Source organism: Streptomyces sp. NBC_01241, from assembly GCF_041435435.1.
Taxonomy (GTDB): domain Bacteria; phylum Actinomycetota; class Actinomycetes; order Streptomycetales; family Streptomycetaceae; genus Streptomyces.
In genome coordinates this window covers 6,271,470-6,286,831 of the sequence record NZ_CP108494.1, presented here as the reverse complement: position 1 = coordinate 6,286,831, position 15,362 = coordinate 6,271,470, and the positions used below count along the sequence as shown (strand labels likewise).

At 70.8% G+C, this 15,362-nt stretch carries 9 protein-coding genes and 1 pseudogene; 5 read left to right on the top strand and 5 right to left on the bottom strand.

Features of this window, described 5'->3' with window-relative positions; genetic code table 11:
• Positions 1-51: 51 nt before the first annotated feature.
• A complete protein-coding gene (locus tag OG306_RS28325) occupies positions 52-1,998 on the bottom strand; it encodes an acyl-CoA dehydrogenase family protein (protein ID WP_266905238.1) in 1,947 nt (648 codons plus the stop codon).
• A gap of 752 nt (positions 1,999-2,750) precedes the next feature.
• On the opposite strand from OG306_RS28325, the gene OG306_RS28320 reads away from it, so the two are divergent.
• Positions 2,751-3,179, top strand: coding sequence for a hypothetical protein (locus OG306_RS28320; protein ID WP_266749008.1), 429 nt, complete (start codon positions 2,751-2,753; stop codon positions 3,177-3,179).
• Between the two features lie 227 nt (positions 3,180-3,406).
• Positions 3,407-4,528, top strand: a complete 1,122-nt coding sequence (locus OG306_RS28315; RefSeq protein ID WP_323187798.1) for an IS630 family transposase — start codon at positions 3,407-3,409, stop codon at positions 4,526-4,528.
• A 29-nt stretch (positions 4,529-4,557) separates the two neighbouring features.
• Here the strand turns inward: OG306_RS28315 and OG306_RS28310 are convergent, their stop codons facing one another.
• The 4 genes from OG306_RS28310 to OG306_RS28295 form a co-directional block, all read right to left on the bottom strand.
• The gene (locus OG306_RS28310; protein WP_266749006.1) at positions 4,558-5,199 is read right to left on the bottom strand and encodes a hypothetical protein; all 642 of its coding nucleotides are present in this window, start codon (positions 5,197-5,199) and stop codon (positions 4,558-4,560) included.
• A gap of 239 nt (positions 5,200-5,438) precedes the next feature.
• Complete coding sequence (locus OG306_RS28305) at positions 5,439-6,884, bottom strand: aldehyde dehydrogenase family protein (RefSeq protein WP_266749005.1); 1,446 nt, start codon at positions 6,882-6,884, stop codon at positions 5,439-5,441.
• Positions 6,885-7,250: 366 nt separating this feature from the next.
• A complete protein-coding gene (locus OG306_RS28300) occupies positions 7,251-8,864 on the bottom strand; it encodes a PucR family transcriptional regulator (protein WP_266749004.1) in 1,614 nt (537 codons plus the stop codon).
• A 147-nt stretch (positions 8,865-9,011) separates the two neighbouring features.
• Positions 9,012-11,369: an ATP/GTP-binding protein gene (locus OG306_RS28295; protein ID WP_266749003.1), complete on the bottom strand. Its 2,358-nt coding sequence runs from the start codon at positions 11,367-11,369 to the stop codon at positions 9,012-9,014.
• A gap of 301 nt (positions 11,370-11,670) precedes the next feature.
• Here OG306_RS28295 and gabT point away from each other — a divergent pair, with 301 nt between their 5' ends.
• From gabT to OG306_RS28280, 3 genes and pseudogenes are all read left to right on the top strand, one after another.
• Complete coding sequence (gene gabT / locus OG306_RS28290) at positions 11,671-13,011, top strand: 4-aminobutyrate--2-oxoglutarate transaminase (RefSeq protein WP_266749002.1); 1,341 nt, start codon at positions 11,671-11,673, stop codon at positions 13,009-13,011.
• Positions 13,012-13,159: 148 nt separating this feature from the next.
• Positions 13,160-13,378, top strand: a pseudogene (locus OG306_RS28285) (phosphatase PAP2 family protein); the annotation flags it as partial.
• A 224-nt stretch (positions 13,379-13,602) separates the two neighbouring features.
• Complete coding sequence (locus OG306_RS28280; protein WP_266749001.1) at positions 13,603-15,330, top strand: glycosyltransferase family 2 protein; 1,728 nt, start codon at positions 13,603-13,605, stop codon at positions 15,328-15,330.
• Positions 15,331-15,362: the final 32 nt, after the last annotated feature.

The window sequence follows — 15,362 nt, the reverse complement described above, 5'->3', positions numbered from 1 at the left end:
GAGCGGTGCGGCGGGGTACACCCGACGCGCGTCCGCCCGGTGGGCCGCGGGTCAGCGAATGGGCCGGTGGACGTCGTCCCGGACGGACGGCCCCGGGGTGGCGTCGGCGATCCACGGTCCGTCGCCGCTCGGGTCGATGATGCCGTCCTCCAGCCAGGTGTACGTACCGGACAGGACGCCGTCCACCACGCGTCGGTCCAGATCGTCGGTGTTGGACCACAGTCGGGTGAAGAGTTCCTCGACCCGGACGCGGGACTGGCGGCAGAACACGTCGGCGAGCTGGTAGGCCTCGCGGCCGTGGTCGTCGCAGGAGCGCAGCAGTTCGGCACGGACGCAGGCGGCGCTCATCGCGAAGAGTTCCGCACCGATGTCGACGATCCGGCCGAGGAAGCCCTGCTTGGTCTCCATCCGGCCCTGCCAGCGCGACATGGCGTAGAACGTGGAGCGCGCGAGTTTACGGGCGGAGCGTTCGACGTAGCGCAGGTGGGTGGACAGGTCCGGGTGGCCGGGCGGGTTGAACTCTCCGTACGTACGCGGGAGTTGCCCCGGTCCCGCGACGAGTTTGGGGAGCCAGCGGGCGTAGAAGCCGGCCGCGTTCGCGCCCGCTTTCGCCTTGGCGGAGAGGGGTTTGTCGGGGTCGATGATGTCTCCGGCGACCTTCAGGTGGGCGTCGACGGCCTCACGGGCGATCAGCAGGTGCATGATCTCGGTGGAGCCCTCGAAGATCCGGTTGATCCGCAGGTCGCGCAGGAGTTGCTCGGCGGGGACGGCCCGCTCGCCCCGGGCCGCGAGCGACTCGGCGGTCTCGAAGCCCCGGCCGCCGCGGATCTGGACCAGCTCGTCGGCCATCAGGCAGCCCATCTCGGAGCCGTAGAGCTTGGCGAGAGCCGCTTCGATCCGGATGTCGTTGCGGTTCTCGTCGGCCATCTGGGAGGAGAGTTCGACCACCGCTTCGAGCGCGAAGGTGGTCGCCGCGATGAAGGAGATCTTGGCGCCGACGGCCTCGTGCCGGGCGACCGGCCTGCCCCACTGCTCGCGCACCGCCGACCACTCACGGGCGATCTTCAGGCACCACTTCCCGGCGCCGACGCACATCGCGGGCAGCGAGAGCCGTCCCGTGTTGAGCGTGGTCAGGGCGATCTTGAGCCCCGCGCCTTCGGGGCCGATGCGGTTCGCGGCGGGGACCCGGACGCGGTGGAAGCGGGTGACGCCGTTCTCGATGCCGCGCAGGCCCATGAAGGCGTTGCGGTTCTCCACGGTGATGCCCGGGGAGTCCGCCTCGACGACGAACGCGGTGATGCCGCCCCGGTGGCCCTCCGACTTCGGGACACGGGCCATCACGACGAGCAGGTCGGCGACGACACCGTTGGTCGTCCACAGCTTCACCCCGTCGAGGATGTAGTCCGACCCGTCCGGAACGGCCGAGGTGGCGAGCCGGGCCGGGTCGGAGCCGACGTCCGGCTCGGTGAGCAGGAACGCCGAGATGTCGGTGCTGGCCAGCCGGGGCAGGAAGGCGTCCTTCTGCTCCTGGCTGCCGAAGATCTTCAGCGGCTGCGGTACGCCGATGGACTGGTGGGCGGAGAGCAGCGCGCCGATCGCGGGGCTGGCGGAGCCGACCAGGGAAAGGGCCTTGTTGTAGTAGACCTGGGTCAGCCCCAGGCCGCCGTACTTCGGTTCGATCTTCATCCCGAGCGCGCCGAGTTCCTTGAGGCCATTGATCACCTCGTCGGGGATCCTCGCCTCACGCTCGATCAGGGCGCTGTCGATCCTGGTTTCGCAGAAGTCGCGCAGCCGGGCGAGGAACGCCTCGCCGCGCCGGACGTCGTCCACGGGCGGCTGCGGATGCGGATGGATCAGGTCGAGGCGGAAGCGCCCGAGGAAGAGTTCCTTGGCGAAACTGGGCTTGTGCCAGTCCTGTTCGCGCGCGGCCTCGGCCACTTGGCGCGCTTCACGCTCGGTGACCTTGGGCGTGTTCTTCGGTGCGGATGGTGCGGACATGAGGAGCTCACCTCGCCGCGTTGTGGGGTGGGCGGACGCGGCCGGTCCGCCCGGAGCGCATGGGCGCCTGCCGAGCCGTACCAACCGGTGTACTTGTCCTGATGTACCCGATTCCTGGGACTCCCACCATCCCGCGGACGCCGATCGGGTCGGGAGCCACTCCACTGGACAGCCCCGTGGTGACAGGGCGGTCGGGCCGTGAGCGGGGCGGGTGAAGCGGAAACGTCCGGAGCCCCCGCGCGGTGGGTCCCTTGCAGCGCCGCCCTGACCTGTGGTTCTCCTCCGACCTGCGCGAACACAGAGGGCCCGGCGGGCGGGCCGCCGGGCCGGGTCACGCTCCGTCGGCCACAGGGCGCGGGAGAGGGCACTGACGGTGCCCTGCCGATACGGGGGAGGTCGGCGGGCATCCGCTCCCAGCACGGCAGCCACGGTGTGAGCCGTACGGACAGAGGACTGTTCTGCCCGGCGGAGCCCTCGCCCACGGAGAGGACCACGTCGGCCCTCCGAACCACGGCGTCACACACGGCGCGCGGCATATCAGCCGGCGTGAGAGCTACGTCTTCCGCGTGATACGCGAGCAGCAGGGGCGCACCCGGGAGGAAACGGCCGAGCTTCTCAAGGTGTCCTCAGACACGGTCGCCGGATGGGTGCACTGCCCCACCTGCCGACAGCCCACCCCGTGGCAGTCCTACGACACCACCTGACAAAGCCTTACTAGGCTGTTCCTTGATTCGAACGGGAGGGGCGGGAGCATGGCGATCTGGGGACTGGTCATCGAGACGACCGTGGGTGTCGGGGAGCGCAAGCACGCGGAGGCGTACGTGCTGACGCACGTGGAGGGTACGTGTGAAGAGGCTCTGGTGGAGCTGGAGCGGCGTGCCCGGAGCCATACGCCGGAGCACCCCAGAAGTCCGAAGCGCCGTCGGCTCTTCCGAGAAGGCGACGGCTTCCTTCTGGTGATCGACGGCGCCTGGCAGTCCTTCAGCACACGGTTCACGGTGGCAGAGCTGCTGGACGACAGCGCCGCACCGGCCCCGCCGTCGGCGGAGGCGGCCCCACCGGGGGCTGAACCAGATCCGGCGGACGCGGTGCCGCCTCCGCCCTCGACGCCGCAGGTGGAACGCTATGCGGACGGAGTGCCGGTGCGGCCGACCTGGTGGGGCCGCACCGACCTTCCGTGACGGCTGATGCACCCTGCCGGCGACGCCCTGTCTGAGGAACTCCCCGTTCTTGTTCCTCCGCGGAACGATGCTTGCCATGGCGGGAAATCAGCTCCGTCTTCCCACCGTTTTCCCAGCCACCCGTTCGAACTAGTCAAGATCTAGTGCTCTGACCACATTGGTTCGCCGGGTTGGTGGTCGGGGCGGTTGGATGTTGCGTGACGTCCGATCCGAGTGCTGGGGGTGCGGTGGCTGAGCCTGTCCGCGTGCGCAGGTTGACCGACCAGGAGGGGCAGAAGCTGCAGGAGATCGTGCGCCGGGGCAGCACCAGTTCGGTCCGCTTCCGACGCGCGATGATGCTGCTGGCGTCGGCTGGCGGGAACCGGGTCCCGGTGATCGCCCAGCTGGTGCAGGCCGACGAGGACACCGTCCGGGATGTGATCCACCGGTTCAACGAGATCGGCCTGGCCTGTCTGGACCCTCGGTGGGCGGGAGGCCGTCCCCGCCTGCTCAGCCCTGACGACGAAGACTTCGTCGTCCAGACAGCCACCACCCGCCCGACCAAGCTCGGCCAGCCCTTCACTCGCTGGTCCATCCGCAAACTGCTGGCCCACCTGCGGAAAGTCCATGGGCGGGTCATCCGCATCGGCCGCGAGGCGTTACGCCGTCTGCTCGCCCGCCGCGGCATCACCTTCCAGCGCACCAAGACCTGGAAAGAGTCCCCGGACCCCGACCGCGAGGCAAAGCTGGACCGGATCGAGGAGGTCCTGGACCGCTTCCCGGACCGGGTCTTCGCGTTCGACGAGTTCGGCCCGCTCGGCATCCGCCCCACCGGCGGTGCGGGCTGGGCCCCCGCCAGTCACCCCGAGCGGCACCCGGCGACCTACCACCGCACGCATGGCGTCAGGTACTTCCACGGCTGCTATTCGGTCGGTGACGACACGCTCTGGGGCGTCAACCGCCGGAAGAAGGGCGCCGCGAACACGCTGGCCGCGCTCAGATCGGTCCGGGCCGCCCGACCGGACGGCGCCCCCATCTACGTCATCCTGGACAACCTGTCCGCCCACAAGGGCGAGACGATCCGCCGCTGGGCGAAGAAGAACCGCGTCGAGCTGTGCTTCACGCCGACATACGCGTCCTGGGCCAACCCAATCGAGGCGCACTTCGGGCCGCTGCGGCAGTTCACCATCGCCAACTCCAACCACCGCAACCACACCGTGCAGACCCGGGCCCTGCACGCCTATCTGCGCTGGCGCAACGCGAATGCCCGTCACCCCGACGTGCTGGCAGCCCAGCGCCGCGAGCGCGCTCGCATCCGCAGCGAGAAGGGCATCCGTTGGGGCGGACGTCCCCTCGCCGATGCCGCTTGACCAGCCCGGCGACCTTGCCCGGCCGGGTCCTAGCAGTAGCCGTCCACCCTGGCGCCAGCTGGAGCGAGGTTGGGCCAGGGATGTCCTGCTCTGTCGGAGGCAGCGGACCGTAGGAGGTCAAGAATTGTGCACCCCGGGTAGCCCCGAAAACTCGCGTAGGTGCCCCGGTAGTAGCAGCTCCAGTAGCTTACGACCCGCCGTTGAGTGCGCGCGAAGAAAGCAGGGTTGTCCACGATGAACTGCCCGTAAGCGAGGTGGCCGAAGGTGCCGGGCGTGGCGAGATCACGGAGCTCATCGCAGATGACGACCAGGATCTCCAAGACGTACTCGCCAACCAGCTGCACGACGAAGGGGACGACCCATGGGTCCGTGGAACCAAGGACCTTCTCCAGGTGGCGCTGCCTGACCATGCCGTCGCAGTGCCTTGAGTACAGGCAGTGCAGAAGCTGTTGTTGGCGCGACGAAAGCGACGCCACCCTGGCAGTTGGCGGCTCGTCGTTGTAGAGGCGCCCGGGGATCAAAACCTGCTGGCCCTCGACAGCGACCGAGAACGAGGCATGCGGCTGGAGCCGAGAATCAGGCATCACCGCCAGGACTGCCTCGGCATCGCTTGCAAGCTCGGCTGGGAACGCCGTGATCAACGGATTGCTGCGGTCGGAAAGCGGCTGCACGAGCCGAGCATAGGCGGATGCCTCGGCCAGGTAGCTGGCATTAATGGCCCCACACCCGCCCAACCCGGCGAAGGTATGCGGTCAGAGCACTAGCGATACTTGCAGCTCAGGGTGCAGATACGCAGAAACGGCCTAAGCCCCCGCACAGTGGGCTTAGGCCGTCTCTCTGCCGCCTGCTGTCGTGCTGTCCAGGCGGAACGCAGGCGACGTAGGTGGATCGGTTCGATCCTGTTCGCGGACTACAGGGCGAGGCCGGTGAGGACCAGCACGCGCTCGTAGGTGTAGTCGTCCATGGCGTAGCGGACGCCCTCGCGGCCGACGCCGGACTGCTTGGCGCCGCCGTACGGCATCTGGTCCGCGCGGTAGGAGGGGACGTCGCCGATGATCACGCCGCCGACCTCAAGGGCGCGGTGGGCGCGGAAGGCGGTCTGCAGGTCGTGCGTGAACACGCCTGCCTGCAGGCCGTACTTGGAGGAGTTGACCGCTGCGAACGCCTCGGCCTCGCCGTCCACCTTCTGCACGGACAGCACCGGTCCGAAGACCTCCTCGCAGGAGAGGGTGACGTTGTCCGGGAGCTCGGCGAGCACGGTCGGCGCGTACGTGGCACCGTCCCGCTTGCCGCCGGTGAGCAGCTGGGCGCCGGCCTGCACGGCTTCGTCGACCCAGGACTCGACGCGCTTGGCGGCGTCCTCGCTGACCAGCGGGCCGACGTCGGTGGCGGCGTCGGACGGGTCGCCGGTGACCTGGGCCTCGACGGCCGCGACGATCTTCGGGAGGAGCCGGTCGTAGACCTGGGCGTCCGCGATGACGCGCTGCACCGAGATGCAGGACTGGCCGCCCTGGTAGTTGGAGAAGGTCGCGATACGGGTCGCGGCCCAGTCCAGGTCCTCGTCGGAGGCGTAGTCGCCGAGCACGACCGCGGCGCCGTTGCCGCCGAGCTCCAGGGTGCAGTGCTTGCGCGGCACCGACTCCATGATCGAGTAGCCGACGGGGCCGGAACCGGTGAAGGAGATCACCGGCAGGCGCTCGTCCTGGACCAGGGCGGGCATCCGGTCGTTGGGGACCGTCAGCACGGACCACGAACCGGCCGGCAGGTCGGTCTCGGCCAACAGCTCGCCCAGGATCAGCGAGGAGATCGGGGTGGCCGGGGCGGGCTTCAGGATGATCGGGGCACCGACGGCGATGGCCGGGGCGACCTTGTGGGCGCTCAGGTTCAGCGGGAAGTTGAACGGTGCGATGCCGAGGACCGTACCGCGCGGGAAGCGCCGGGTCAGGCCGAGGCGGCCGGTGCCACCGGCGTCGGTGTCGAGGCGCTGCGCGTCACCGCCGTTGAAGCGGCGGGCCTCCTCGGAGGCGAAGCGGAACACGGAGACGGCGCGGCCGACCTCGCCGCGGGCCCACTTGATCGGCTTGCCGTTCTCGGCGGAGATCAGCTGGGCGATCTCCTCGGTGCGCTCCACCAGGCGCCGTACGACGTGGTCGAGTGCGGCGGCCCGGACATGGGCCGGGGTCGCGGCGAACTCCTCGCGCACGGCGTGCGCGGCCGCGACGGCCTCCTCGATCTGGGCGTCGGTCGGCACGCTGACGGTGCCGACGAGACGGCCGTCCCAGGGGTTGGTGACGTCGAAGCTGTCCTCGCCGGTGGCCTGGCGGCCGGCGAGCCAGAAGGCGTGGGTGGAAGTCATGGAGGTTCCGGCCCTTCGGAGACGTGGGGTGTGTTGCCCCCACCGTAGGGCCGCGCGGTCGCCCTGGCGTTTGTCCGGCGTGGAGCAGTACGCGACGGAGGTGCGCCGGTTTGTCGGATGCGTGTGCGTCGACGGGGACACCGGGCCCGTCCGTCGGCGCGAGGGTTACGGCCTCACCCGCGATGGAGAGCGGATCAGCGAGCGGCGTCATGCGGCTTCGCATCCAAGGCGGATGAGGGAAGCGACGCGAAAGGGGTCCCTCCCGCGCGAGCAGGTTCGAGCGTGGGTGGAGTCGATGACCGACGACAACGCCGGAGGCGGATTCGCAGGGCGTTGGGAGCCCACTCTCTGTCGCGGGTGAGGTCGTTACGCCTGCGGCACCTGCGTCTGGGGCGCCGATGGGGAGCTCGTGGCCTTCAGTGCCAGCCACAGCTCCATCCGGACGTCCGGATCGTCCAGGGAGCGGCCCAGGATCTCCTCGACCCGGCGCATCCGGTAGCGCAGGGTATGGCGGTGCACGCCGAGGTCGGCCGCGGCCGCGTCCCACTGGCCGTGGTGGGCGAGCCAGGCCCGCAGGGAGGCGACCAGGTCGCCGCGGCCCTTGGCGTCGTGCTCGTGCAGGGCGCGGAGCATTCCGTCGGCGAAGGCCCGTACGGCGTCGTCCGCGAGGAGCGGCAGCACCGAGCCGGTCGCCAGCTCCTCGTGCTCGACCAGCGCCCTGCCCCGGCGGCGGGCCACCGACAGGGCCTGTTCCGCCTGTTTGTACGCGGCGGAGACGGCGACGGGGCCCGCCGGCGCGGAGAGCCCCACGACGACCTTGCCCTGGCCCTCCTCCGGCGCCGGTTCGCGCGACGGCCGTGCCGCATGGGACTCCTGGGCCTCCTGCGCCTCCGCGAAGGCCGTGCAGGCGGCGACCGCGGCTCCGCCGTCCGCAGCCAGCACGACGAGCCGTTCGCCCTCGGGCACGGCCAGCAGCGCCTCGCCGGTCCGGAAGGCCGCCGCGTCCATCGCCTCGCCCAGCGCCGCCGGTGTCGCGGGCCCGGACGCCTCCGCGATGAGCAGCCGGAACGGGGCGTCGAGCAGCCCCCCGTACAGGTCCCCGGCGACCGCCCGTGCGTGGTCCGGCTGGCCGGCCAGCAGCATGCGCAGCACCGCTGCGCCCAGCCGCTGTTCGGCGCCCTGGAGGGACCGGGAGCGGGCGGTGGTCAGGGTCAGCAGGGCGACCGCGGAGTGCACGGCGTACCGCTCGGCGGTGCCGAGTGCCGCCCCCGTGCCGACGGCCAGGGCGCCCCGGACCCGGCGGCCGGTGCCGAGGGACTGGAGCTCGACCCGGTCATCGGTGCCGCCGACGACCACGCTGGCCGGGGCGGGTCGGTCCCGCAGCCGTTCCACATCGGGGGTGAGCCGGGCTGCCCGGCGGGCGGCCCACTCGGGGGCGGCGGCGACCACCGCGCCGGAGGCGTCGTACAGCGCCGCCCAGCCGTCCACATGGGCCGCGAGCCGGCCCAGGAGCTCGCCGGGGCCGTCGCCCGCGAGTGCCGCCTTCGTCAGCTCCCGCTGGGCCTCGAACCCCGCCGTCACGGCCCGGTACTGATCGGCGGCGATCGCCGACGACACCGCCTTGGCGATGGCGAGGAACGGGGTGCGGCGTGGCACTTCGAGGAGCGGCAGACCCGTCTCCTGAGCGGCGTCGATCAGGGCCTGCGGTACGTCGTCGTAGTTGACGCCGACGGCGAAGCCCAGACCGACGACTCCGGCCCCGGCCAGCCGTCGCACGTACCGCCGCATCGCCTCGGGGTTCTCGGCGTCGAGATTGGTGGCGGTGACGAGCAGGAACTCACCGCCCTCCATGTACGGCACGGGGTCGGTCAGCTCGCTGGCGTGTGCCCAGCGGACGGGAGCGTCGAGCCGGTCCGCCCCCGCACGCACCGTGAGTTTGAGCGCCGAGTGCTGGAGGAGCGAGGCGAGAGTAGGGGGCATGGGGACCGTGGGACCTTCAGGGATTCGATGAGGGAATCGATCAGTATCGATTTTCGCCGTCCCGTACGAACGGCTCCCCTCGATTCTGCCAGGGCGGCAGGGTTTGCCGTAACCGCTTGCACGCCCGCGGGCCCCGCCCCGTATCTCTCAGCCGTTCAGGTCCACCAGGAGCGGCGGTGCGTGCTCGCCCTTGACGGTGGTCAGGGAGAGCACCGCGTGCCCGGCCGGCACCCGGTGGGCCAGTTCGGAGGCCGACCAGCGCTCGCGCTCCACCTGGCGCACGGTCACCGCGTCCGTGGTGACCGCCTTGCCGGTGACCAGTTTGCGCAGGGCGTGCACGGCCCGGGTGAGCGGCTGGTCGGCGAAGACCGTGTGCTTGGCGACCTCGGTGGTCTCCACCCATTCGGTGCCCCATGCCTGCGCGAAGAGCCGTCCGTCCCAGGTCGTGACGCCGGAGAACGTCATGTGGCAGCCGACCGAGCCGAGCAGTGCGGCGTGCAGACTCTCCGGTACGTCGCCCAGCCCGCGCAGGGTGAGCAGGACACCGGCGTTGCAGTTCCGCAGCCGCTGCACGGCCCGTACGGACTCGGCGGTGACGGCGTGCGTGGCGTCGTCCAGGGCGAGGAAGGCGAACAGCGAGCGGTCCGTGCGGGCGGCCGCCCCGGAGGTGAACTGGGCGAGCACCAGCCGGGCGATCAGGCGCGCGGCCTCGGGGTGGGCGCGTTCCGGCAGGTCGATGCGGACCCGCAGCGGGTGTTCGAGGGTGCGTACCGAGAAGGGCCGGGCCGTGCCGGTGGTGTCGAAGAACCCCGCGAAGGCAGGCCGGTCCAGGGCGGCGAGCCGGTCGGCGAGAAGGAGTCCCGGGTCGCCGGGGGTGCCGGCCTGCCGTGCCCGGGTGTCGAGTTCACGGAGGTAGGAGGGGTGCGCGTCACTGTCGAGCTGGGCCCGGAGCTCGGCGAGGGCGCCGGGAGAGCCGTCGAGCAGCTCGCGCAGCACGGGGACGGACGGGAAGCGGTCGTGGACCGCCCGGTACGGGCCGAGCAGTTGGGCGAGTGCGGTCGTGGCCCGCCGCGCGTCGATGTCGGGCAGGTCGCCGGCCATCGCCTCGGCGAGCAGGGCGGCGGCCTCGTCGGCGTCGTCGGTTCCGCTGTACAGGTCGAGGTCGTGGGCACAGGACGGGTCGCCCGGCTTGATCACCACGTCGTAGCTCTCGTCGGGCCCGAGCGGGGTGCCTGCCGCGCAGACGGCCACGACCACGGCCTTCCCGGCGAGTGCCTGCAGGGCGAGCGACTCCACGACGGGCCGCACCAGGTACCGGGTCTTGCCGGACCCGAAGGGCCCGACGGCCAGCAGCGAGGAGCCCAGGGAGGCCGGGTCGACGGCGGCCCCCGCGCCCCGCCGGGCCGCCGGGTTGCGGTCGAAGTCCGGGTACCGGCCGAGCCGCACCTGCGAGGTGAGCAGGTCGTGGGTGGCGGTACGGGCCGGCAGGTCCCGGTCGCCCGAAGGGTGCGGACAGGCCCGTGCGCCCTGGCCGAGCACGGCATCGGTGAACGGGCCGACCCGCGCGGGGTCGGCCTCCACGGAGACCCAGGCGCGCCGGATCCGTACGCAGTCGACGTCGTTCATCCGCCCGGTCCGCTCGTCCGCCACCAGCCGGTCGGCGGCGGCGTGCTGACCCGCGGCGCGCAGCTGCGGCCAGTCGGCGGGGCTCTCACCGGGCGCCTTCTCCGGTTCCGGCCTGCTCTTCGCACCGCGGCGCAGCTCCCGTACGAGGGTGAACCAGCCGCCGGCCCGGGCGACCGGCAGGAGGATCGCGACGGCGCCCACCAGGTGGTACACGGTCTTGAAGGTCTCCACGCGGTCCCGGGTCTGCACGGCCGTGCCGCCATAGAGCCAGGAGTACGGCGTCAGGCCCAGTGCCAGGTCGTCGAAGGGCAGCAGGTCGTCGGAGTTCACGAAGCACCAGACCAGGACGGCCCCGACCAGCGCGGTGCGCAGCGCCCGGCCCGGCCGGCGTCGGTGGTCTGCGGCGTACCGGCGGAACACCGCGTGCCAGTTGCCCAGCCGTCCGAAGCCCCAGATCACCAGGACGGCGACCATGCTGTTGTAGACGGCGAGGGCGGTCAGGGCCGCCGCGGGGCGTTCGAGCCCCCACCAGTCGGACGGTGTGACGACTTCGAGGAGGATCCGGCTGTGCGGCACGTATCCGTTGCGCCACAACGACCACACCAGCAGGGCGGCGAGCAGTGCCACGACCGCGCCGCCGATCAGCGCCCGGTCGGGCACCCGGTCGGGATCGGTGCCGGGCCGGGGGGTGTGGCCGAATCGCCACAGACCGGGCTCGGCCGCCGCGCGCGGAGTGCGGAGCCAGTCCCCCAGCGAGGGGCCGGACGCGGGGGCGTATCCCGGCCTCGGCGGCAGTCCGGGCGGTGGCGGGCCCGCCGGGCGCGGCACCGGACGACCGGAGCGGGTGTCGCGCGAGCCGTACGTACCCTCGGTGTCCATCTGCTGTCCCTCGTCCCCTGACCAGCGCCGACCGGTAACTCCGGGCGCACGCGCCCGAAGTCATCAATCTAGTGCCCCGAACCACCCCGTCGGACGCGGTCCGGCCGGATGTCTGCGCCCGCGCCCCGGGGGTCTTTGGACTCGTCCGCGCGCCGCCGCGGCCCGGCCCCGTACCCCCTCGCTATGTCCGTGGCGGACAACCGCGTCCGGTCACCACTCCCGAACGGAACATGCCGGACCCAGGGCCCCGCCCATAGCCTGCAGAAAGAGAAGCGTCCGAAACACCCCACAGGAGCCCCTCATGACCGCAATTCCGCAGGAGCGCCGCGTCGTCACTGCCATTCCCGGCCCGAAGTCGGTGGAGCTGCAGGCCCGCCGTCTCGCGACGGTGGCCGCAGGTGTGGGCTCCACCCTGCCGGTGTTCACCGCCCGCGCCGGTGGCGGGATCATCGAGGACGTGGACGGCAACCGTCTGATCGACCTCGGTTCCGGTATCGCCGTGACGTCGGTCGGCGCCTCGGCCGAGGCCGTCGTACGCCGTGCGTCCGCGCAGCTCGCCGACTTCACCCACACCTGTTTCATGGTCACGCCGTACGAGGGGTACGTCGAGGTCTGTGAGCAGCTCGCCGAGCTGACCCCGGGCGACCACGCCAAGAAGTCCGCGCTGTTCAACTCGGGTGCCGAGGCCGTCGAGAACGCGGTGAAGATCGCCCGCGTCTACACCAAGCGCACCGCGGTCGTCGTCTTCGACCACGGCTACCACGGCCGCACCAACCTCACGATGGCGCTGACCGCCAAGAACATGCCGTACAAGCAGGGCTTCGGACCGTTCGCGCCCGAGGTCTACCGGGTGCCGGTGGCGTACGGCTACCGCTGGCCGACCGGTGCCGAGAACGCCGGCGCGGAGGCGTCCGCCCAGGCCATCGACCAGATCACCAAGCAGATCGGCGCGGACAACGTCGCCGCGATCATCATCGAGCCGGTGCTCGGCGAGGGCGGCTTCATCGAGCCCGCCAAGGGCTTCCTCCCGGCGATCGCCCAGTTCGCCAAGGACAACGGCATCGTCTTCGTCGCCGACGAGATCCAGTCCGGTTTCTGCCGTACCGGCCAGTGGTTCGCCTGCGAGGACGAGGGCATCGTCCCGGACCTGATCACCACCGCCAAGGGCATCGCGGGCGGCCTTCCGCTGTCCGCCGTGACGGGCCGCGCCGAGATCATGGACGCCGCCCACTCCGGTGGCCTCGGTGGCACCTACGGCGGAAACCCGGTGGCCTGCGCGGGTGCGCTCGGCGCCATCGAGACGATGCGCGAGCTGGACCTGAACGGGAAGGCGAAGCGCATCGAGGAGATCATGAAGGGCCGCCTCGCCGAGATGCAGGCGAAGCTGCCGGGCGGCGATGTCATCGGTGACATCCGCGGCCGTGGCGCGATGATCGCGATCGAGCTGGTGAAGTCCGGCACGAAGGACCCGAACCCGGAGGCCGCCGCGAAGCTCGCCAAGGCCTGCCACGCGGAGGGTGTGCTGGTCCTCACCTGCGGCACGTACGGCAACGTCCTGCGCTTCCTCCCGCCGCTGGTGATCGGCGAGGACCTGCTGAACGAGGCTCTCGACGTCATCGAGCAGGCTTTCGGCCAGATCTGATCCATTCGAAACCCCCGACGGTGCCGGAAGGCGATTTTGCCGGGGATGCAGGGCCCCCGTGAGGGCCTGTGAAGAAGGTGTGGGGGGCCGATGGCGGGATCCGTTTCCGTCTGTCGGTCCCCCATCCGCTGACGTACGGTTTCTGCAGATGAGAGAAACACCCCGCCCGCAGGGGACTGCCGGCGACGCCGGGCCGGAGCTTCCCCAGCACCGTCCTGGCCGTGCCTTCGCGCACACCACTGGAGCCGCTGGCTCCGGAACTCCTCACTGATCGGATGGCCGCTCGCCCCAAACCCCCCGGGGCGCGCGGCAAACCGATCGCACCGGCCGCCCCGGAGCCACCCCCCCTGCTCCCGGGCGGCCGGCTTCCTCTCCTCCTCTTCCCGGGCAGTCGGCCTCCCGTCCCCCTGGCGTCGGCGCCTCGGCGCCCCCGGTTCGCTCGGCCCCCCCTGTTCCCTCCGGCGGCTCCCGCTGTCGCACGGGCGGAATCAACCATTCATAAAACCAGGACAGTTGGGAACTTGGCGCAAGCCGCACATGACGGGTATCCATATGGCCATAATCGTCATGAACGGTTCCCGGGGGGAATGAGTGTCGGACTTAACAGTCACAGTCATCATCGGCGCCTACAACGCCATGCCCTATCTGACGCGCTGCCTGGAATCGGTGGCCGAACAGTCGCTGGGCACGTACGAACTGGAATGCGTAGCCGTCGACGACGGGTCGACCGACGGCACCGGGCAGGAGCTGGACCGGTTCGCCGCCGAGCATTCCGGCACGGTGCGCGTCGTCCACCAGCAGAACTCCGGAGGGCCGAGCGGCCCACGCAACGTCGCCCTCGGACTGGCCCGGGGCCGCTACGTCTTCTTCCTGGACGCCGACGACTACCTCGGCCCCCATGCGCTGCGCCGGATGATCGACATGGCCGAGCGCAACGGCTCCGACGTGACGCTCGGCAAGTACGTGGGTGTCAACTGCTCGGTTCCCCACTCCATGTTCGAGGCCGACCAGGAGATCGTCGATCTGGCCACCTCCCGCGTCTGGTACGCCCTGACGCCGCACAAGCTCATGCGGCGTTCGTTCGTGGAAGAGCACCGGCTGCGCTTCGACGAGGACATCCACATGGGCGAGGACCGCCTCTTCGTGACCAAGGCCTATCTGCAGGCCTCCGTGATATCGGTGGTCGCCGACGAGGACTGCTACTTCAAGGTGCAGCGCGACGACGAGGGCAATCTCACCAGCAACTTCCGTGACGTGATGAAACGTCTTGAGGTCGCCCGACGCCTGATGACCGCGATCACCACGCACAGCGAACCCGGACCCGTTCGTGACGCCGCGCTGCTGCGGCACTTCACGGGCGGCCTGCTGGACTCCTTCTCCTGGCGCTTCCCGCTGCTGGAGGAGAGCGACCGGCTGACGGCCATGGGGATCGCCAAGGAGCAACTGGACGCGTTCTACACCCCGGAACTCGCCGTCCGGATGACCACGCCGCTCCGGCTGATCGCCCATTGCACGCAGCACGGACTGCAACGGGAACTGATCGACATCATCGACTTCCTGACCGCGGAGAGGGACAAGCTCCGGCCTCCCCACGAGGTTGTCGTCAAGGACGGGCGCGCCTACGCCGCCTACCCGTATCTCGGCGACGCGAAGGCCGGCATACCCGACTCCTGCTACGACGTCACGGCCGGACTGCGGCAGGACGACCGGCTGGACGCGGTCGAATGGCACCGGACCCGGCGGCGCGGCGTCCTGCGGCTGCGCGGCCATGGCTACATCGAGAACGTGGACACACGGATGCCCGCCACCGAGCTGGTCCTGCGGCTGCGGGACGACGGGCGCGAGGTGCGCGTCCCCACCCGCAGCACACCACTGCCCGCCCACATCCATGTCCAGGGGCACGCCTGCGACCACGGTGCCGCGGGCTTCACCGCCGACATCGACATCACCCGCGCCCTGGACGGCACCCCGCTGCCGACGGGGGTGTGGGACGTGTACCTCAATGTCCGCGCCCAGGGCCTGAGCACCCAGCGCAGGTTCGGTGCCCGCAAGGCGGACGGCCTGGCTCCGGCCCACGGCGGCCGGAGCGGACTCCTGGAGGTCAAGCCGTACTACACCCAGGGCTTCGCGAACCTCAGCCTGCACATCACCGCCGCCGCCCGGATGAAGAAGGTCCCGAAAGGGTTCAAGCGACGTGTACTCAGGAGGCTGACCGGTCTCGGCAAGCAGATCGGCAGCAGAAGACTCAGAAGAATCGCGAGGCTCGGACGCCTGTCCGGCCTCGGCCGGCCCAACGGGCCCGGCCGGTCGCGGCACTAGGTGTACCGACCGTGAGGTCGTGTCGTCGAGCT